This is a genomic window from Flavobacterium kochi, from assembly GCF_048286715.1.
In the GTDB taxonomy this organism is placed as follows: domain Bacteria; phylum Bacteroidota; class Bacteroidia; order Flavobacteriales; family Flavobacteriaceae; genus Flavobacterium.
In genome coordinates this window covers 247,259-268,411 of record NZ_JBLVPW010000003.1, presented here as the reverse complement: position 1 = coordinate 268,411, position 21,153 = coordinate 247,259, and the positions used below count along the sequence as shown (strand labels likewise).

Below are 21,153 nucleotides of genomic sequence, written 5' to 3'. Positions count from 1 at the left end.
TGTATCTCCTACCGGCACATTGGTATTACCACCTACATAAGGTTTAACCGTTACGCTGTTTAACACTGGATTATTAAAATCTTTATTCCAGTCAAAATTATATATTTCGCCATACCCGCCAGCTGGATCTGCATGATCATTAACTGATGCCTGCCACAAAACCTTTCCTCTGTCCAGTGCGTTCAGCATTTTATAGCGTTGCTTCTTCTCAGAAAGAACGGAGACACTCGTGCTGTAAGAAACGCTCATTGCTCCACCTTTTGAAGCATTTTTTGTTGTCACAATGATAACACCATTTGCAGCTCTAGAGCCATAAATAGAAGATGCAGAGGCATCTTTCAATACCTGAACAGATTCTATAACACTTGGATTTAAACTGGCAAATACTTCCGGTCTCACAGTAGGAACCCCATCAATCACATACAAAGGCTCTGTATTTCCCAGCGTACTTACCCCTCTGATTAAAATCCTGCTATTTGATCCACTGGGATCTCCGGATTTTTCAACGAATAACCCCGCCACTCTTCCTTGTAAAGCTTGCATAATGTTTCCAGAACTTAGACTTTGACCTAACAATGGCTTTAAATCTACTACGGTAATAGCCCCTGTTACATCTACTTTTCGTTCTTTTGTATAACCCGTTAAAATAAGCTCACTTAATCGTATTGATTGTATTGATTCTGGTTTCAAAACCACATCTATTGATTCTTGTCCATTCACTTGAATTGTTTCAATTGCAAAACCTGCAAAACTAAATATCAAGACAGCGTTTTCATCTACATTGTTAAGTATATAATGACCGTCAAAATCCGTAGTGGCTCCAATATCCATTCCAGAAATCATCACTGATGCTCCAGGAAGTGCCATTCCGTCTTCGGAAGAGGTTACTACTCCTTTTATTCTTATATTTTGCGCCGTAAGTGAAAAGAAGGAACCCATTAAAATTAAATAAAGGATAATTTTCCGTTTCATAATTTAGATAGTTTAGTTAAAATTTAATTGGCTAATTATTAAATTTTCAATTGTAAAATTGATATTTTGCTTAGAAATTGAAAATATTTCAATTGGTCTAAGAAAAATCTCTCTCTCAAAACTGTTTTGCCATTATTGCAAAAAACTTCGATTGGGGCTTTATCAGTAATACCTTATATACATTTTATCAAAACCTTCCGTAATTGGAGCTTTACAAATTTGCTTTGCAAAAACAGCTGAAAAATGATAAATTCCCAAAAATTACTTTTATCAATAAAAAGTCTTAAAATTCGATTTCCGGATTGTCAATTTTGGATGACTCTATTTTAAATATTTCTAGTCTTCTTTCAATTTGTTATTTACTAAATATTCCAAACAGCCTAAAATGCTTTTAAACATATTGGGTATTCTATTGTTCCTTCTCTTGTAAATTGTTTCATATCCTTACTGTTTTTTAAGATAAGTGGATATACGAATCCCCTTATCATTCATTTCAGCAAGGCTTCCAATATATATTTACATTTAATTTATTATTTACTTTTCTCATTCTTATAAATACATTTTTATGTAGTGGCTGATATAATCTATAAACCGCAGCAAAATTTTCGGCTAGTGAAAAACGATCATTATACTTTTAGCCTTATCAGTCAGTCTTCTCTTTTTTTTGTTTAAAGGATTAGGACAGAGAAACCGCTGTTTACTCGATCAAAACCATCCGAAAACCGTAGTAGTAATACCGGAAGCCAGGCGTCAAGAGACTGCGACTCGCCACACGGCAGTATGTAGAAGCAAGGAACCAGCTACCTCCACGTAGCACGCGAAAACTCCCTGATTTTACGCCTCTTGGATTTGTTTGTGCTCCGACGGAGTAATCTCCATACCAATCCTCACACCATTCCCAAACATTCCCGCTCATATCGTACAATTTCAGTTCGTTAGCACGTTTCTGAGCTACTGGATTAGTTTTAGCACCGCTATTTTCTTTATACCATCCAGTCAAATCTATACTTTGTCCACCACTAAATTTAAAACCTTTGCTTTCCTTTCCGCCGCGAGCGGCATATTCCCATTCTGCCTCTGTCGGCAAACGGCATATTTTGCCCGTTTTATCGCTCATCCAGTCACAGTAGGCAACAGCATCTTCCCAGTTTACGTTTACTATTGGGTGGCTGTCTATCCAACCCCAAGACGGAGGATCTGGCATTTTTCGACCAGTGGCATTGCAATAGGTTTTCCATTGTAGGACTGTGGTTTCTGTTTTGGCAATGCTAAATGTTTTTAGGGTCACGGGATGAACGGGCAGTTCATCAGCTTCGCCAATGCCTTGTTCATCACCCATATCAAAAGTACCGCCTTCGACTATTATCATTTCAGGGTAACTTTGCGCTTTTGTATTAAAAGCAAAAAAGGAGAGGGCTACAAATACGAATAATCTGTTCATTGTAGTTTGTTTTTAAATTAATGATTCGTTTTTATAGATAAAATAATTCTAATCTATTTTTCCAAACATAATCTACCAATTCAAGCTTCTTCAATTTTTCGTTTTCCAACGATAAAGAATCATGGGCAACCATAGCTTTTTGTTCCGTTTCATAAATAGGTTCATCGGTATCCGATATATTCCCATATTTAGTTATTCCCATTTCGTAAATACCTTACCCTATAGGTTCTTAAAAATCTTGATAAAGTAAAATAATACAATTATAACCGCTATCCATTGCGCTGTTTGGTCGAAAAAAAACAAGCAATAGTTACCGTAAATTTCTCATGATTGTTTCTTACGTTTTGGTAATTAAGATTTCTTAAGGGTTATACTAATTGGCTTTAAGTATATTCAATAAAGGACAGTAAACGTAGTTTTTCCAACAACTATTTTTAATCCAAGGGTGCATTGACATTGAGTGGGTATTAGTGCTTCATCAATTACAATACCAACATAAATAACTGACTATTAACAACATTAAAAGAGTTAAAGAAAAATAAACTACAACATTAATACAGTCAAAATTTTATTTCAAAAATATTTTTTTTTATAAAAACACTTTTCTTAAGCCAAATTTTATAAGAAAAAAAACCAAAAAACCGACCTTACGTAAAGTCTACTCAAATTTACGCTTTTCTTATAATTATTTATTAGTATTTAGCTACTATTTAAATTGAGATGTTATTAAGTAGCTATATAGATATAATTATACTACACTAGCATTGTCAAAAAGAAAAGTAAGTCAATAGCAAAATAGCTATATTTTAATTTTATATTCTTTCGGGGAAACCCCATATTTATTTTTGAAAGAGGTGGAAAAATAATTTGGCGAGGAGAAACCAACTGCATAAGCAATTTCTGAAATGTTTAAGTCTGACTTTTTCAGTAACTCTTTTGATTTATCCAGTCGCATATTATTAATATGATCGCTGACACTAATTCCCAATATCGCTTTTACTTTTCGATACAGTTGCACCCGCGAAATAGTTAAACTTCGCGCAAGATCTTCAACAGTATAGGCAGAATTATCCAGGTTTTTTTCAATAAGATCATTTAACTTTCTTAGAAAATCCTGTTCAGAAACACCAAAATCACCACCCTCAATATTTAAAATATTATTGGTATAATAAAACCGTAGTTTCTCTCTGTTAAAGAGCAATCCTTTTATCGATTGAGCCAGTACTTTTAAATTGAAAGGTTTTGTCAAAAAGATATCAGCTCCACTTTCTAAAGCCTTTAAATAGGATTCCTGATCATCCGAAGCGGTAAGCATGATAATAGGAATATGTGACGTTCTTAAATCTTTCTTGAGTATTTCACAAATCTGAAAGCCATTCTTTTCCGGCAAATTCAAATCACAGATAATAATATCCGGAATTAACTCCAATGCTCTTCCAATTGCATCGGTACCGTCAGATGCAAAAAAAGTATATTCTGACGAGAATTTATGAGACACAAAATCTAAAAGCTCCTTGCTGTCCTCTATATACAGAATCGAATATTTATCTTCGGTGTTTTTGGGTTCGACACTTTGAATAAACTCCGAATCCAAATAATCAGGCTCATGAACAAAATCCAGAATTGGCTCTTTAATGATATTTTTTTCATCAAGTTGCCCTTTTCCCAATGGCAATGTAATTATAAATTCCGCTCCGTTTTTCGACTTAATTTCTATTTTTCCTTTGTGCAGTTCGACAAAACTTTTTGATAAATGAAGTCCTATTCCAGAACTATTTCTGTAATTATTTGAACCTTGATAAAAAGCATTAAAAACCTCCTTCAACTCATTTTCCGGAATCCCTATACCCGAATCTTTAAAGTGAATTTCAACGGTACCATTGCCTTCATCTTCTTTTATTACAATCGAAATTTTTCCCTTTTCAGGAGTGAATTTAAAGGCATTTGACAACAAATTAAAATAGACTTTGTCCATTAGATTTCGATCTATATAAACTTCCAGTTCCGGATTGTCAGTTGTCAATGCAAAATCAATATTTCTTTTCTTTGCTTCCCTGTCAAAATCACCAATGATACTTTTCGAAAAATCAAAAATATTAGTTTTTGATGCTCTCAAAGTAAATTTTTGATCCTCTGTTTTTCTATAGTCTAATAATTGATTAATTAACCTGAGTAATCTTCTGGAGTTATTATACATCAGATTAATTTCTTTATTCACGGAAGCCCCTTTATTCTTAAATTCATTCCCCAAAGATTCTATTGAATTCAAGATCAAAGTCAAGGGGGTTTTGAATTCATGAGACAAACCGGTAAAAAAATTAAGTCTTGCTTCGTTACTTAATTTAAGTTCTTCAGAAAATTTTTCAATTTCATTTCTTTGACTGACAACTTTTTTATTGGTTTCTTCCAATTCTTTCTTCTTGCGACGAATTGCTATTCCAGAATAAATATTATATAGCGCTAAACTCAGCACGATTACAAACAAAAAAATCAAAAGCTTTACAAGATTACTCCTAGTAGAATATTTCTTTTCCTGATTATTAATAACCTTTTGTTGCTGCTCAATATCAGATTGCTGAATTGTTATTTTATCGAATTGATTGCTCATAATATCCGCATTAAGAGAATCTATCAATATCGTATTAAGTTTGTTATTTTTAGGAACAATTTCCTGATTAACTATTCTCAAAGCCAATCGTATGGCTTCACTTCCACCTGTTGGATATAAAACAGTTGCTTCTAAAATTTTATCTTTAACAAATTGTATTCCCCCGAAAGGTCCATTAAGTCCGTCTACCCCTATAAATTTTATTTTATTTTCTAAACCTTTACCCTTAGCAATTTTCCATGCATTATAGGCGATTAAATCATTAAAGGCATACACGTAATCGATATTAGGTAAGCTATCTAATAGCTTTACATAATTTGGTTTTGGATGTCCAAAGTCATCCGAATCCAGGTCAAAAACTTTAATGCCAGGATATTGTTTAACAACTTGTTTAAAACCCAAACTTCTTTCTAAACCAGGCGATGTAGTTAAATCCCCATAAATTTGAATCACAGTTGCCTGCCCTTTAGATAATGAAACAATATGTTTCCCGGCAATTCGTCCTACCTCAATATTATCTGCTCCTAAATATGTGGTGTAATTAGTGGTATTTACTTTTCTATCCACTACAATTACCGGAATACCTTTGCTCTTGGCTTTTTCTATTACCGGAACAATAGAATCTGATTCGAAAGGAGAAACGATAATGACATCTACTTTATCTTCGATAAATTTTTCAATATCACGAATCTGTTTTTTGGGTTGACGATTTGCATTATAAATTTTCAGACTAACCTCTGGATGAAGTGACGTTTCTACCTCCATCGCATGGTTCATCGATGTTCTCCAAATATCGTCATCAACACTTTGTGAAAATCCAATAGCAATTTTTTCGCTATCGCTTTCTGATGAATTACAGGAATTTAGTATAGCTACAAAACTTAATACTAGTATGAGACTGGCCCCTCTTAACATAGAATTTATGGATAATATATAAAAACAAGTATACGACATTCAGACCAAAAATCGATTGTTATTACAATTGATTTTTACAGCCAATAAGTATAAAATAATTTACGTAGTTAGTATAGACTTATTTAAAGTTTAAAAAATACTTACCGATGTATTATAATTTCGATCGTGTAGTACTTATTATTTTTTGCAGGGTTACTATCATTTTTTTTAAATATCAAATGATTTTTTACAATTTTAGACAAATATATAAAAATATGGCATTGCTATTTCATTTTATATAATGATTTTCTTTTTAGGAACTTAAAGTCAGTTCTTTTTCGAAAAGCACATATTAAAGATTAAAAAACGGAACCACTTAATCACTCGAAAAGAAATACTGATACGTATAGAAGTTGTGGACCAAAGCAACCCTATTTAAAAAAAATTGATAAGCGTTCAAAACTTGTTTTGCTTTACCCCCATCTTACACGATCAGAAAATGAGCCCTTTCATTCCAAACGCTAATTATCTTTCAAATAAAAGTACCTTCATAGCATATATAGCTAAGGACCTCATTTATTAATTTACTATTCTTCTTTAAAATTAATCATTTTAGCAATGTGCCCGTATAATTCAGGATGTGTTGTTTTAAAAACATCAGGCGTTTCAAAGAAATGTTCTAAGACTACCGATAAAAATTCAAATTGATTTTCATAAGCGTAGCGCCTAAAATAGCCTTTCTGCTGCAGCTCATTATTTAAATTTTGGTCTGTATAATATTGTATTACTTCATTGAATTCATCAAAGAAAATAATGGCACTTGGATCATTACTTTTCAGGCAATGAAAATGCAATACATGAGAGAACTCATGCAAACCAAGATTAATATTATCATTTGATGTCGAATGTCCCAATAAGAAGTCTTCCCATGAAAAAACTATTGCTTTCATTCTGGGATTGAATTCTCCTTTATGATATCTTTGATTTACGGTAGAATAATAACTAGACGGATACACTATTATTTTGTCTACCAAATCCACGAGATAATTTCTCATCCCAAAAGTCAACATCACATAAGTTCCAGCAATCAGTATTTGCATTTGTTCGGTAATGACAATTTCGTTACCTATAAACTGATAATTCGCAATAAACTCTTTCACCCGATGTTCAAAATAAATTTTCCTTCTAGGGGAAAGCCTATTATAAAACGGAAAATCCTTGACTAAAATTCGGCGTTGGTTTAATTTTAATTTCTTTGAGAAAGGATACCAATGAATATAAAATGGCTTATTGAATAGTAAGAGGTAAGCAGGTTCCAGAACCCTAAAAATAATTATTAGAAGCAATAATATCCCAAACAATACGGAAATAAATAGTTGTCCTGCCATATATTTTGTGTTCCTTTTTAAACAAAAATACTCCAAAATAATCAAGTTTACCCCAAATTATTCTGAAGTATTTTTTTTATTCTTGACCCTGATGGTACAGAATTCGAACCTTTTATTGGAAGACTTGAAAATTCTAAATGAAATCTAACTTATTATCCTTGTTTTTTTTCTTGAAGCTTGTAATTAACTACGATTGTCATATTCTACTTCAAAAAGGCGATAGTTTTTTATTTGAAAACTAGGAGTTTACCATTTTAATTAACCCCTTTAGGCTCTCATTGTAATTTTCATTTCCAAAATTTATAATAATAAGTTTTTTTTGCTACGGGTTAAACCCGTATATAATATCTCATCGAATGTGGCTTCTAAATTTGTGAATTTCTTTTCGATTATTAAAAATACAGTTTCACTTTCCCAACCTTTAAAGCTATGTATCGTTGACAATTTGACTGTTCCACTATCCATGTAAAAATGTATCTTTTTATTGTTTCGAATGTTTCTTATTTTATCACTTGAGTTGTCAATGAAGTTTAAAAAATCTTTTAGGGTGGTTTTAAAGCTTTTACAATACCATTCTAATATAGAATCAAATCTGTTAGGGTAAACTAATTAGTTGATATTTATTTTAGTAAGCACATATGTTTACTTTTAATTGTTAAGGTAAACTCATTAGTTGACATATATTTATTTTTGTATACATATTTGTTTACTTTAATTGTATTTTGTAAATAAATATGTTTACTTTTGTGTGAAATTGTAAACAGAACAATCATGCGCAATCAAAAAAAACTACTAATTGAGCAACTAGATAGAAAACTAAAAGCATTTAAGGGGACTGAAAAAGTAATAATTCCAGAACAAGGATGGCTTTATAATATCAGAACTGCATTAAATATGACCCTTGGACAATTAGGTGTAAAATTAAACATGACCAAACAAGGTGTTAAAAAAATTGAAGAAAGAGAATCTGCAGGAGCAATATCAATAAAATCACTTAAAGAAATTGGTAATGCATTAGATATGAAATTTGTATATGGTTTTGTTCCAAAGCATGGAACAATCGAAAATCTGGTTGATTCTAAAGCATTAGAACTTGCGAAAAAAATTGTTCTTAGAACTAGCAATAATATGAAATTAGAGAACCAAGGTAACAGTGATGAGCAAATAGATAAAGCTATAAAAGAATTGGCTACTGAAATAAAACGAGAAATGCGTAAATCATTATGGGATTAGAGTTTATTTATGAAGATGGTCAAACACCATTGAGCGAAGAAGAAAAAGAAGGACTTTTGATAAAATCAATTACTACCCATGGAGAGCTAGATGAACATGAGCAATTAAATATTGAAGAGGCTATTGCATGGACAATGAGTTTGAAACTAAAAAAAGACCGAATACTAACCGAAGATTTTATAAAAGCTTTGCACAAGAAAATGCTCGGCAAAGTTTGGCGTTGGGCTGGTGAATTTAGGAGATCAGAAAAAAAAATCGGTGTGAAATGGATAAATATTGGTATTGACTTGAGGACATTACTAGGAGATACGGATTATTGGATTGAAAACAAGACATATCCTCCGGATGAAATAGCCATAAGGTTTAAACATAGATTGGTTAACATTCATTGTTTTCCAAATGGAAATGGAAGACACTCTAGAATCATGGCAGACATAATAATTGAATCTATTTTTGGTAAAGATATTTTTACATGGAATCATTCAAATATGGTACAGGCAAACGAAACAAGAGCAAAGTATATTAGATCAATTAGGGAAGGCGATAAGGGAAACATTGAGCCTCTAATTAATTTTGCTAGGACATAATAGTAAGTATGTCTAAGTTATTTTTTATGGTAGTGTCGCACTAACTGTGTAAGTCGAAAAGTTATTCTGGAAAATGAGTTTCGAACCAGGAGGATAAATGAAGTCGTGAAGATTATTTATATAATTAATAAGGAGTTAGACCCAAATAAAAATGGGACAAAGAAGGATATTTCTTCTTTGTCCCATCAAGTGAACACCTTGGTACAAAATTCGAACCTTTTGCTTGAAGATTTTCAGATTTTAAGCAAGTTAACAGAGGTTTGAAAATAAATGCATTGGATTGTTTAAGTTTACAGAATTAAATTATAAGACTTATTGCCTAGATCATTAGTGGAAATATTTAAGACAACGACAAATTCAATAACTAAAATGAATGCAAAACTTGATACAATAATTCTATATGTAAAAAATATTAAACTTCTTAAATATTTCTATGTCGAAAACTTCAATTTAAAAGTTGTTGAAGAAGATGAAATTTGGATTTTACTCAACGCAGGGAATGTAAATATTGGGTTTCATAAAATTGGACAAAAATACATGCAACAAATTGAACCCAATCACAAATTTGACAATAATACTAAAATCGTCTTTGAGATTGACGATAACTTAGAACTGATTAGAAAAGAGTTTATTGAAAAAAATATTCCTATGCGAGAACTAAAAACTTTTGACAATTATAACTTTTGGCTTTGTGACGGAATTGACCCCGAAGGAAATGTATTTCAACTGAAGAAAAAGAAAAACCAATAAGATTAAGTTTCATAAAAATAGAGATCGTTTTTAATATACCACTGAAAAACAAACCCCATAAAAAAGACTCTTCTTCCAATAAAAAAGGGATGACTTTTCAATCATCCCTTCCTGTAGACGTTAAGGTATCTCAAATTTTCTTTGAATGAATTAATGTCTAAATAGTTAAGTCTTGTACTTATTTTGACTGATAAACTTTACTCACTATTTTCCACTGGTCTGCATCTTTTACTAATGTAAACATATCGGCAAACTTGTTCTTTCCAAACTGAGATTCAATTCTGGCAATAGCGACATTTTTTTCAACATTTAAATAAGTCAATTCATAATGAGCTTCCATAGGTTCGCTACTGTCAAAGCCATCAAACAATACCTTTATCGGTACACTTTTCAAAACGCCATTCTCTGTCCATGACATCGTTGCTGTATCAGCAAAAGCTTTTGCTGTAATTTTACCATCAGCTTTACGTCCACCTTCTACATAAAAATCTATGGCACGAATGACACCTTCTTTTTCTTCTTTTGTAACTTCCATAACTTGATTTTTTTTAATTGATTTATTTTGATTATTGCATGACAACAATATGCCTGATACTACTACGAGTAATACTGGAATTTTTCTTTTCATTTTATACCTCTTTATTTTGATTATTCATTAAATTAAGCTTCTACTTGAACCCATCCTTCCAGTTTTTCGAATATGGTCATTAATTTTGATGGGATTTTTTTCTCTTGTACTGTTGCTAGTTTAAGAATTGAAGTGATTTTATCTTCTTCTCCATTTTGAGTTAATTCTACCCAATCAGGATTAACAATCAAAGTTCTTCCGATTGCCACCATAGAAACACCATAATCTACAGCTTGATCAGCCATTGCAGGCGTTGTAATGCCTCCAGCAACTAGAACAGGAACTCTGTTGTTAACATAATTGTTTAGTACAACTGATATAGGTTCTTTAGAAAATTCTGAATCAATTGCTTTTTGATTGACAGCATCCAGCAGAGAGAAATGTAAATAATCAATCTTTTCTTCAATCAACTTATCCATTAGACTGAACGTATCTGAAAGTCCATAAGTTTGCTGTGGAAATTCTTCAGGTGAAATTCTGTACCCTATCAAAAAGGGACGATCAGCATATTTTGAAACTATATCTTTTACTTCTCTTAAAATTTCCAGGCTAAGTCGCAAACGATTTTCCAGAGAACCACCCCATTGATCATTTCTATTATTAAAAAAAGGCGATATGAAATTTTGAAGCAAAAATCCGTGGGCTCCATGAATTTCTACGCCGTCAAAACCGGCTTCAATTGCTCTTCTCGTAGTTTCACCAAATGCTTTAATGATTTGCTGAATTTCATTTTCACTCAATTCTTTTGGAAGATTTTCTTTTTCAAAAAGCACTATAGGTCCACTTGAAACTGCACTTGCACTCACCACTTCACCATCTGGAATAAGTCCGGGGATTGCTTTATTACCTGCGTGAAACATCTGTAAAATTGCCGGTGCTCCACCATTTTTTGCAGCATCCGCTAACTTCTTCAAACTGGGAAGAAAAGTATCATCATATCCTGCAAATTCGTGGGTAAAACCAATGCCATTTGCCGTAACGTGTGTACATCCTGTTATTACTAAACCAACACCATTTACTCTTTTCTTGTAATATTCAACTTCCTCATCAGATATAGTGAAGTCTTCATTAGATGCCCAAGTAGTCATAGGCGACATCACAATTCTATTTTTCAAACTAATTCCGTTCCCAAATAACAAGGGAGCAAACAACTTATTATATTTATTCATTACGTTTTTTTTTGAGCATAATTTACTGTGCTGCTTGACAGAATAATTAAGCTCTATTTCTAAAACAAAGGTACAATGACCAAAGCGCAGAGTTTTTTCTAATTAGCTCAAATATTTTGACTAATTAGTCCTTTTTTGAGAATTGGAAATTATGCAATGTGGAAGATTCTCCATTAATAAGATTTGAGATCAAAACCTTTTTTAATGAGAAATTTAGAATAAGATGGAAGACTGTAATTCTAATAATTGAATGCTGTAATTTTTATTTGATTTGATGTAAAGCTTCATCAATCGGAGTATTGCTATCTTGCATTAAAATGACCTTACCAATAGTTGAATTCTTTTCTAAAATTGAAAAAAAGGAGTCTACAACATTAGCAATAGCAATAGAATTAGATCCAGGATTGGTCACATTGGTTTCTATTTTTCTTTAGCCCAATAAAACCTGATGGTGAGAAGCTAATTTATTAACTAAAAGAGATCCAACCCTTCCATTTCCTCCAATAACTAATACTTTCATAAGTTTAATTTTAAAATTATCTACTAACGAGAGATACTTGGTGCCTGTCCGTAAAATTCTTTGTAAATTCTTGAAAAGTGAGAGACGTTTTCAAATCCTAGGGAATAACAGATGTCTGAAACCGACAAAGCAGTAGTTTCCAGCATATCTTTTGCCTTTTCCAATCTCTTTACTCTTATCCAGGTTGCCGGCGCAACATTGTATATATTTTGAAAATCTCTCTTAAAACTTGAAAGACTTCTTCCCGAAAGATAAGCCAGTTCGGAAACAGAGACTGGTGAGGCATAATGCCGTTCCACCACATTACGAATATCAGTTCTTACAGGCTCGTGCAGCTGAAGAATTTGTAAAAACATATTTCGGTTACATTCAGCAACATCATAAAGTAATTCCATAATCTTCAGGCGAAGCTGTCCGGGATGAACCACAGAATGATCAAAAAAGTAAGGTTTTAGAGAATGGGCAAATGCAGCCAAACATTCATTCATTGGATAAACTCCTGTCTTAATTTCTCCTTCAGGTTTTGATACCTTAATTTCTGAGGTCGATAAAAATGATTTTAGAACATCATCTTTGATACTGAACATGAAACTATCGTAAATATTATCATTTTCGGCATTTCCGAATTTATGATACTTTACAGCAGTTGCTTTTTTTAGCAAAATCATATCATTCTTGCCAAGCCTATATTCCTGTTTTCCATAAGTCAAAACAACGGATCCTTCCAATACAATTAAGAGTAAATGCTGTTCTAAATACATGATTCCTTTAACCTCAGTACTGTGTATGCACTGCTCAATTACAGAACAACCATCTAACATCAGGAAGTTTTGCGGAGCATCGCAGCCAATCAAAGAAGTTGGAACTTTAATCATTTTTTTCATACTACAACTATTAAAGTTATAAAGCAGTTTTAATTTTGTTTTGGAATTAATCCTAAAATATTATAAACTTCAGCCACAAAGATACAAGCATTAAGAAAAATATATTTTTCTTTTTAGTTCAAATATTTTGCTCTTTTAGTCCTGAAACAATTCATCCATTTAGTAAGTAGAAAATATTAGGCAAAAATCCTTAGAACTTATACCAAACACATGTATTAAATAGTCCAAATTTGATCTAAAAACACATAACTATACCCACAGATACAATCACCTCTTTTTTGCTTGTGGTTTTTACGATATTAGCAAGGAAATCTTCTACATCCTCCAATGAATTATAAAATTTATTAGAAAACTGTCGTTTGTACTTTGCCCACATTTTTTCAGCGGGATTAAGTTCTGGGGAATATGGTGGTAGAAAAATCAAAACAATATTTTCAGGAATGATTAATTTTTTTGCCTTATGAAACCTTCCGTTATCCAGTACCATTATTTTAAGTTCTTTCGGATTTTCTTTTGAAAAATTATTTAAAAAAACTTGAAAATTATCAGCGTTGCAATGTGGGAGTATTAATTGAAAATGGTCGCCGGTTATGGGTGAAAAAGCCCCAGAAAGCCAAGTTGATTTAAAAACTTGCTGAAAGGTACAAATTGGTTTAACTCTTATAGCGGTAACTGATTTTCCATTTCGAGTGAACAACCCAAAGCGCGATTCATCTTGAAAATACAGGTTTATAGAGTTAAAATCTCCTACCGTGTTTAGTGCTATTTCTTGACAGATTCGTCCGAATCTTTTTTAAAAGTATTTCCTTGATCTTCGTCTTTTTTGACATGGCTTTTGCGGGCTACTTTTACACTTGATTTGAAATTTCTGATGCAGTAATAAAGCAATGTATTATAATTGAAGGTCTTTCCTGTTTCTTTTTCAATCCAATCTTTAAGCTCAACATAGCCTTGAAGTTCATTTTGAGGGTCGTTGAGTTTCGCTTCCAGCATATTGTGCTCAATAGCATTAAAAGACGACGGCTTAAAACCTGTTTTTTGATGCTTCATTAAACCCTCAATACCAGCATTAAGATATAATGTTCTCCACTTCTGAACACTGTTAGGGTCAACCCCTGCTAATTTGGCAACCTCGCGCTTAGAAATTCCCGCTTTTTCGTTTTGCTTCAAAATCAGCAGAACTCTCAAACGTTGGCCAATAAATGGAATAGATTCTTTGAGGAGATTTTTAATTTCTTTTTCGGTTTCCTTAATTACCAAAATTTTCGCATGTGCCATAGTTACTGTTATAATATAGTCCAAATATAACATAAAAAAACCAATTATCAAAATTGGACTATATTATATTTGTGTTTGGTATTAATAACTAATCTACAGGGGAATGATTGGTCAGACCATACTGTTTCGATATAATTTTACCACTAATTACCGTCGCCACGGATATAATACAAAAAAGGGGGTCTCATTCTATAAAAATTACTAACGAAACTATTTTTTTAACCCACTCTTTTAAAACTTAAATTTCCAAAGTTTATTATGCAAATTGAAAAACTTTACAAGGTTCGAACCGTAAAACTCAATAAAAATACTGGTTTAGTAATCAATGAAATTTACCGATGATTTTGTCGAACCAAAAAAAAGCCTGTAAAGTCAATACTTTACAGGCTTTTTGATTTTCTTGTGACCACGGCAGGGTTCGAACCTGCAACCCTCAGAGTCGAAATCTGATATTCTATCCAGTTGAACTACGCAGTCATTATGATACTTTAGTCTGATGATTAACGATTGAGATCCGTGAAGAAAATCGTTAATCATCAAGCCATTTCTCTTAGGTCAATAATTTTTTTACTATTGTAGAAATAGTTTTCCCTTCAGCAGTTCCGCCTAATTGTGCAGCAGCTAATCCCATAACTTTTCCCATGGAAGCAATACCTGAAGCTCCTGTTTCTGCGATGATTTTTGCGATCACCGTTTCTACTTCTGCTTCGCTTAATTGCGCCGGTAAGAATTTTTCGATTACTACAATTTGAGCCAACTCTGGTTCAGCCAAATCCAAACGGTTTTGTTCTGTAAAAATTTTGGCACTATCCTTACGAGTCTTTACCAATTTTTGAAGCAATTTTATTTCGTCCTCTGATGTAATTTCTTCTTTAGACCCTGTTGCTGTCTGTGCCAAAAGAATTTCGGACTTGATAGCTCTTAAAGCTTCTAATGCAACGGTATCTTTGGCTCTCATGGCGGTTTTCATTTCGTCCATGATTTGTGCTGATAAACTCATACTACTATTTAATTTTAATTTACCTATCCAATCTAAAAACTGAATGGCATAAACTGATTACTTTTTTAATGCCCAGGTCGCAGTACAAAGCCTTTTTGAGAGAAAATATATTTTTCCTTGGATTTAAAAAGCGATTACAGAACCTCTTTTAAATTCTTAGAAAAAAGCTTTTCGACAAAAAGCTTGAAACGACAGCTGGACTAAGGCCCGACAAATTTAAAGAAATTTACTGGAATTAACAATAGATTGCTTTCTTCTCGTTATACAAAAAAATAACCCGAAAATTAAATTGAATTTTCGGGTCATTTTTTTTGGTTTGAGTTAGTTAATCTACGTTATCATGCAAATACGAGTTATTAGAACGCAACTGTAAATCGTTGTTGCTGTCTGTCCCCACAGAAATTCTAGAATTTGTATTATTGCTTTGGTTGTTTGAAATGTCTATTCCTAACCTTTTGTAGGCAGGTTCTTTTTCATACTCATCAATTTTAGAAACATTATTATGAAACTTGTAATTGAATTCTTTTAATTTTTTTCTTCTTTCATCCGCTCTCATTCGCAATGATTCTTCGATTGTCATTTCCATAGGAGAAATAGCATCAAAGTCAACAGGCGCAGTTACCGGTGTACTAACTTGTTTCATGGTAATGTTTAACTCTGCAGGAATAACAACTTCTGGAGTCTTCGCAACTGGCTTAGCCATGAAATCATTCTCAGGCTCCATATATTCTTCAAGAGAGTATTTGATAATTCCGTTATCAGTCAATTCCGTTACCGGAACAAATTGAACTGCTTCATTCACTTTGATTTCACGAGTTTCATTTGTCAGTTCAAACAAAACTTTGGTTTCTTCCACTTGTGCTACCGGTTCTGTTTTGAAAAGTGGCAAATCAAAAGAAAAAGTAGTTTGCTCTTGTCTTTCGATAACTTTTGGCTGTACCGCTTTTACTTCTTTAACTTCAGCTACTGGTGAAGTGATTGTAAAATCAATATCAGTGATAGGAGACACTATTTCAAAAGTTACATCCAAATTTTTAATAAATTCAGACATAACCAGTAACTCTTCTTTATTGATTGTTGGCGCCAGCGCAGTTACAACTGGCTCAGGTGCTACTACAGTATCTTCTAACAAATCAAAAACAATTCTTTCACTTGAAGTAGAAATTGGTGCTTCTGTTGAATCAAATCCCGCAACAGTTCTATTGGTTAAATTGTGTACGCTTCTTTGTTCGTCCTCTAATGTGTGAATTATTTTCTTAGGCTCCGTATTAACGATTCCATTTTGTTGTTCTATATCAAAACCTGTCGCGATAATGGTTACTGCAATAGCATCACCAAGAGATTCGTCTTCACCAACCCCCATGATTATATTTGCATTATGACCCGCTTCAATTTGAATATGGTCATTGATTTCTCCAATTTCGTCAATTGTAATTTCGTTAGTTCCAGAAACGATAAGCAACAATACGTTTTTGGCACCAGTGATTTTATTATCATTTAACAAAGGAGAATCTAAAGCAGCAATAATTGCTTCCTTAGCTCTATTCTCACCTGAAGAAACAGAAGATCCCATAATAGCTGTTCCGCTATTAAACAATACTGTTTTGGCATCTCTTAAATCGATATTTTGAGTATAGTGATGCGTGATTACTTCGGCAATTCCTCTTGAGGCTGTCGCCAAAACTTCATCCGCTTTTGAAAACCCGGCTTTAAAACCAAGATTCCCATAAACTTCTCTTAATTTGTTATTGTTGATAACAATTAGAGAGTCGACCTGCTTGCGTAATTTTTCTATACCAATTAAGGCTTGTTCCTGACGCACTTTACCCTCAAATAAGAAAGGTAATGTCACAATCCCTACCGTAAGAATATCTCTTTCTTTAGCTAATTGTGCAATTACTGGCGCAGCACCTGTTCCTGTTCCACCACCCATTCCGGCAGTGATAAACACCATTTTAGTATTGCGATCCAACATTTTTTCAATATCGGAAATACTTTCTATGGCTGATTGTTGCCCAACATCTGGATTTGCACCAGCGCCAAGTCCCTCAGTTAAATGTACTCCTAACTGTATTTTGTTAGGCACAGAGCTGTTTTGCAAGGCCTGAGAATCCGTATTACATACGATGAAATCTACGCCTTTGATCCCTTGTTTAAACATGTGATTTATAGCGTTACTGCCGCCTCCACCTACACCAATAACTTTTATTACATTTGATTGGTTCTTTGGTAAATCAAATGAAATACTTCCAAATTCTGAGTTGCTCATCATTTTATTTGGTTTTTGATATTTATTATTAATTATTGTGTTTTTGGGCACTGCCCTTATTCTGCATTATCTAAGAAATCTTTAATCTTATCAACGTAACGGTCGAAGAAATTTCTTTGAATTCTGTTCACTGTCGAATTCTGTTTTTCATTAGTGCTGCGTGCCTCTTCCTCAACTTCTTCTTCAGAAACCTCCATCACCGGCGCCTGAACTACCGGCTGTCTGTAAACTGGCGCTTTTGGTTGTTCAACTGCATCCATTCTTACTGCACTTTGAGTATTGTTTTCAATGCTGTTCATAACCAATCCTACAGCAGTGGCATACAAAGGACTTGAAATCTCCTCATCTGAATTTCCAGCCAAATGTTCATTTGGATATCCTATTCTTGTATCCATTCCGGTAATATATTCAACTAACTGTTTGATATGTTTCAATTGAGCACCACCACCAGTAAGTACTATTCCTGCAATCAGTTTTTTACGAGGATCTTCGTGTCCGTATGCTTTCACTTCGGTAAAAACCTGATCAATAATTTCAACAACACGAGCATGAATAATTTTAGATAAATTTTTCAAAGAAATTTCTTTTGGTTCTCTGCCTCTTAATCCGGGAATAGAAACAATCTCGTTGTCTTTATTTTCTCCTGGCCAGGCCGATCCAAATTTAACTTTCAATAATTCAGCTTGCTTTTCAATTATGGAACATCCTTCTTTGATGTCATCTGTAATCACATTTCCTCCAAATGGAATTACTGCGGTATGACGAATAATACCATCTTTAAAAATGGCTAAATCTGTCGTCCCGCCACCTATATCAATAAGTGCAACTCCGGCTTCTTTTTCTTCCTGACTCAAAACAGCATCTGCCGAAGCCAATGGTTCCAAGGTTAAGCCTGATAATTCGATTCCTGAACTTTGAATACATCTGCCCACATTACGAATGGATGAGGCTTGCCCTACTACAACGTGAAAACTAGACTCTAATCTTCCACCATACATCCCTATAGGCTCTTTGATTTCAGATTGTCCGTCAATTTTAAATTCCTGTGGCAAGACATGTATTATTTCTTCACCAGGTAACATTGCCAATTTATTTACCTGATCAATCAAAAGCTGAATATCATACCCTCCAATTACTTCTTCGGGATTGTTTCTGCTTATATAGTCCGTATGCTGAATGCTACGAATGTGCTGACCCGCAATTCCCACCACTACATCTTTTATTTTATAGCCTGAATTATTTTCAGCTTCTTGTATTGCTTGCTGTATTGACTGAATGGTCTGAGTGATGTTATTTACAACGCCTCTGGCCACACCTAAACTTTTAGATTTTCCTACACCTAAGATTTCTAGTTTCCCATATTCATTCTTCTTGCCTATCATGGCAACTATTTTAGTTGTCCCAATATCTAGACCTACTGCAATATTCTCTTTTTCCATTATCTATTATTTAGTGCAAACTACTTGTTCCGTAAATCGGAGATCTATCTTTTTATATTTATATAACGAACTATCTAAAACTGCTTTTTGAAAAAAAGCTTTATAATTTTTAAATTTTCGCTCCACATTTATCATTCTACCAAAATCAATTTGATAATCAAAATTTCTATTGAGCATTTTTAAGCTACCATTCGGCATAATTTCAATTCCAATGATGTTTTTTTTCAAAAACGCATCGTCATAGATGGCACGAAATAAGTCAGCTAAATCTTCGTTATTATTTTTATTTACCGCCCCGGATACAAGTGGAACTCTCGCTGTAAAATTAGTTGACAATGGCATTCTATTCCCCTCGTAATCAATATAAAAAGAACCGCCCTCATCAAAAACTCTAGCTATAGGAGTTTTTTGTTTTACTACTGCTTTCAATACCCCGTCAATACTCACAAATACATCTGATTTTTCAATCATTTCCTGCGCATTGATGGTTCGCTCCAGCGTATTCAAATCTAATTTAACTTTTTGAATGCTTGATGCATCTCTTTTATTTTCTATTAACAATTTATTAACCGTTTCCTGCTTAACAAAAGGAGCGTTATCTCCTACAAAAACAATCACCGATTTAGTCAGTTTTCGATTTTCATTTCGATTTGACGTAAACGAAAAAAGAAAAATCACCAACAAAAACATTAGTACTAATCGAATATTTGTCCAATTAAAGAGTTTCATTTATCGCTTTTTTAATGGATGGCACTAATTCTCCGATATCTCCTGCTCCAATAGTTACAATAACGGTAGCATCGCTAGCTAAAATTGTTGCAATTAAATCACTTTTTGCCACTATTTTTTTATTATTATTGTCCATTTTAGCCATCAGCCATTGTGAATTTACACCCTCCATTGGCAATTCTCGCGCCGGATAAATATCTAATAAAACAACGTCATCAAAAGCAGCTAAACTTTTGGCAAAATCATCAGCAAAATCTCTGGTCCTGCTGAATAAATGGGGTTGAAAAATAGCCAAAACTTTTCGGTTTGGATACAATTCCCTAACCGCCTGATGCACTGCATTTATTTCCGTCGGATGATGTGCATAATCATCAATATAAACCAATTTATCCGTTTTAATCTGGTAAGAAAACCTTCTTTTTATTCCTTTGAATGATGCAATGGCTTTTACAATGGCATCGGTTGGGGTGCCGAATATATTTGCCATTGCAATAGCCATTACTGCATTCATCAGATTGTGTTTTCCCGGTAATCCAAAATGCAAATCTTTAATTATCTCGGTAGGCGTCTGCACGTCAAAGACATAACTGCCATCTCCTATTCTAACATTAAATGCTTTAAAAACGGCATCTTCATTTACGGCACAGGTTACACCTTCCAATGGTAATTCTTTCGTTATAAAAAGCTTACTCTTATCTTCCACTTTAGAAGCAAATTCAATAAAAGAGGCTTCTATCGCTTCACTTGTTCCATAAATATCCAAATGGTCTGCATCCATAGATGTAATACAGGCAATATTAGGATGCAAATGCAAGAACGAACGATCAAATTCATCCGCTTCAACAACAGTAACTGTCTTTCCGCTTCCTATCAAATTTGAATTATAATTTTCTACAATTCCTCCAATAAAAGCAGTAACATCAGCACCGCTTTCATGTAAAATATGCCCTAAAATACCGGAAGTAGTCGTTTTCCCATGCGTTCCCGCAACTGCAAAGCAAAAAGTATCTTTTGTAATTAATCCCAGAACTTCCGCTCTTTTTTTAATCAGAAAATCCCTTTCCAGAAAATAATTCCACTCCGAATGCGATTTTGGAACTGCCGGCGTAATAATCACCAAAGTATTTTCCACATAAAAATCGTTCGGAATTAAATCGATACTGTCTTCAAAATGAATTGAAATTCCGCTTGCTATTAATTCATTGGTAAGCGCAGAAGGGGTTTTATCGTAACCTGAAACCTGTTTTCCCAAATTCTTGAAATAACGAGCCAAATTACTCATGCCGATGCCTCCAATTCCTATAAAATAGACGTTATGTATTTGATTTAAGTTCATATTATTGTAAGTCTTAGCCCTATTATCT

The 21,153-nt window shown here is 33.4% G+C and carries 19 protein-coding genes and 1 tRNA gene; 3 read left to right on the top strand and 17 right to left on the bottom strand.

Going from position 1 to position 21,153, the window contains the following annotated elements:
* The 6 genes from ACNQGH_RS04790 to ACNQGH_RS04765 all read right to left on the bottom strand — a co-directional run.
* Positions 1 to 972: TonB-dependent receptor plug domain-containing protein (locus ACNQGH_RS04790; RefSeq protein WP_417954835.1), on the bottom strand; the 972-nt coding region annotated here is incomplete at its 3' end.
* A 697-nt stretch (positions 973 to 1,669) separates the two neighbouring features.
* Positions 1,670 to 2,413: a formylglycine-generating enzyme family protein gene (locus tag ACNQGH_RS04785; protein ID WP_417954834.1), complete on the bottom strand. Its 744-nt coding sequence runs from the start codon at positions 2,411 to 2,413 to the stop codon at positions 1,670 to 1,672.
* Positions 2,414 to 2,444: 31 nt separating this feature from the next.
* Complete coding sequence (locus tag ACNQGH_RS04780) at positions 2,445 to 2,615, bottom strand: hypothetical protein (RefSeq protein WP_417954833.1); 171 nt, start codon at positions 2,613 to 2,615, stop codon at positions 2,445 to 2,447.
* A gap of 597 nt (positions 2,616 to 3,212) precedes the next feature.
* Positions 3,213 to 5,936 (bottom strand): hybrid sensor histidine kinase/response regulator transcription factor, encoded by a 2,724-nt coding sequence (locus ACNQGH_RS04775; protein ID WP_417954832.1) that lies wholly within the window; start codon positions 5,934 to 5,936, stop codon positions 3,213 to 3,215.
* Between the two features lie 566 nt (positions 5,937 to 6,502).
* Positions 6,503 to 7,303 (bottom strand): zinc-dependent peptidase, encoded by an 801-nt coding sequence (locus ACNQGH_RS04770; protein WP_417954831.1) that lies wholly within the window; start codon positions 7,301 to 7,303, stop codon positions 6,503 to 6,505.
* A 300-nt stretch (positions 7,304 to 7,603) separates the two neighbouring features.
* A complete protein-coding gene (locus ACNQGH_RS04765; RefSeq protein WP_417954845.1) occupies positions 7,604 to 7,885 on the bottom strand; it encodes an ATP-binding domain-containing protein in 282 nt (93 codons plus the stop codon).
* Positions 7,886 to 8,074: 189 nt separating this feature from the next.
* Between ACNQGH_RS04765 and ACNQGH_RS04760 the strand changes: the two genes are divergently transcribed.
* The 3 genes from ACNQGH_RS04760 to ACNQGH_RS04750 all read left to right on the top strand — a co-directional run bounded on the left by ACNQGH_RS04760 (position 8,075) and on the right by ACNQGH_RS04750 (position 9,873).
* Positions 8,075 to 8,536, top strand: a complete 462-nt coding sequence (locus ACNQGH_RS04760) for a mobile mystery protein A (protein ID WP_417954830.1) — start codon at positions 8,075 to 8,077, stop codon at positions 8,534 to 8,536.
* Positions 8,527 to 9,123, top strand: coding sequence for a mobile mystery protein B (locus ACNQGH_RS04755; protein ID WP_417954829.1), 597 nt, complete (start codon positions 8,527 to 8,529; stop codon positions 9,121 to 9,123). Before ACNQGH_RS04760 ends, ACNQGH_RS04755 begins: the two co-directional genes overlap by 10 nt.
* 369 nt (positions 9,124 to 9,492) lie before the next feature.
* Entirely contained in the window at positions 9,493 to 9,873 is a 381-nt protein-coding gene (locus tag ACNQGH_RS04750) for a VOC family protein (protein WP_417954828.1), read from the top strand.
* Between the two features lie 178 nt (positions 9,874 to 10,051).
* Here ACNQGH_RS04750 and ACNQGH_RS04745 read toward each other — a convergent pair whose 3' ends face one another.
* The 11 genes from ACNQGH_RS04745 to murC form a co-directional block, all read right to left on the bottom strand.
* Positions 10,052 to 10,408, bottom strand: coding sequence for a nuclear transport factor 2 family protein (locus ACNQGH_RS04745; protein ID WP_417954827.1), 357 nt, complete (start codon positions 10,406 to 10,408; stop codon positions 10,052 to 10,054).
* Between the two features lie 125 nt (positions 10,409 to 10,533).
* On the bottom strand, positions 10,534 to 11,670 hold the full coding sequence (locus ACNQGH_RS04740) for an NADH-dependent flavin oxidoreductase (protein ID WP_417954826.1): 1,137 nt from the start codon (positions 11,668 to 11,670) through the stop codon (positions 10,534 to 10,536).
* Positions 11,671 to 12,213: 543 nt separating this feature from the next.
* Positions 12,214 to 13,074, bottom strand: coding sequence for an AraC family transcriptional regulator (locus tag ACNQGH_RS04735; RefSeq protein ID WP_417954825.1), 861 nt, complete (start codon positions 13,072 to 13,074; stop codon positions 12,214 to 12,216).
* Positions 13,075 to 13,309: 235 nt separating this feature from the next.
* Positions 13,310 to 13,801: an IS630 family transposase gene (locus tag ACNQGH_RS04730; protein ID WP_417954844.1), complete on the bottom strand. Its 492-nt coding sequence runs from the start codon at positions 13,799 to 13,801 to the stop codon at positions 13,310 to 13,312.
* Between the two features lie 35 nt (positions 13,802 to 13,836).
* Entirely contained in the window at positions 13,837 to 14,352 is a 516-nt protein-coding gene (locus ACNQGH_RS04725) for a helix-turn-helix domain-containing protein (protein WP_417954824.1), read from the bottom strand.
* Positions 14,353 to 14,755: 403 nt separating this feature from the next.
* Positions 14,756 to 14,829, bottom strand: a tRNA-Arg gene (locus ACNQGH_RS04720).
* Positions 14,830 to 14,902: 73 nt separating this feature from the next.
* Positions 14,903 to 15,352 (bottom strand): GatB/YqeY domain-containing protein, encoded by a 450-nt coding sequence (locus ACNQGH_RS04715; protein ID WP_417954823.1) that lies wholly within the window; start codon positions 15,350 to 15,352, stop codon positions 14,903 to 14,905.
* A gap of 325 nt (positions 15,353 to 15,677) precedes the next feature.
* Positions 15,678 to 17,624 (bottom strand): cell division protein FtsZ, encoded by a 1,947-nt coding sequence (ftsZ, locus tag ACNQGH_RS04710; RefSeq protein ID WP_417954822.1) that lies wholly within the window; start codon positions 17,622 to 17,624, stop codon positions 15,678 to 15,680.
* 53 nt (positions 17,625 to 17,677) lie between these two features.
* Complete coding sequence (ftsA, locus tag ACNQGH_RS04705) at positions 17,678 to 19,060, bottom strand: cell division protein FtsA (protein ID WP_417954821.1); 1,383 nt, start codon at positions 19,058 to 19,060, stop codon at positions 17,678 to 17,680.
* Positions 19,061 to 19,066: 6 nt separating this feature from the next.
* A complete protein-coding gene (locus tag ACNQGH_RS04700; protein WP_417954820.1) occupies positions 19,067 to 19,789 on the bottom strand; it encodes a cell division protein FtsQ/DivIB in 723 nt (240 codons plus the stop codon).
* The gene (gene murC, locus ACNQGH_RS04695; RefSeq protein WP_417954819.1) at positions 19,776 to 21,125 is read right to left on the bottom strand and encodes a UDP-N-acetylmuramate--L-alanine ligase; all 1,350 of its coding nucleotides are present in this window, start codon (positions 21,123 to 21,125) and stop codon (positions 19,776 to 19,778) included. Before murC ends, ACNQGH_RS04700 begins: the two co-directional genes overlap by 14 nt.
* Positions 21,126 to 21,153 lie beyond the last annotated feature (28 nt).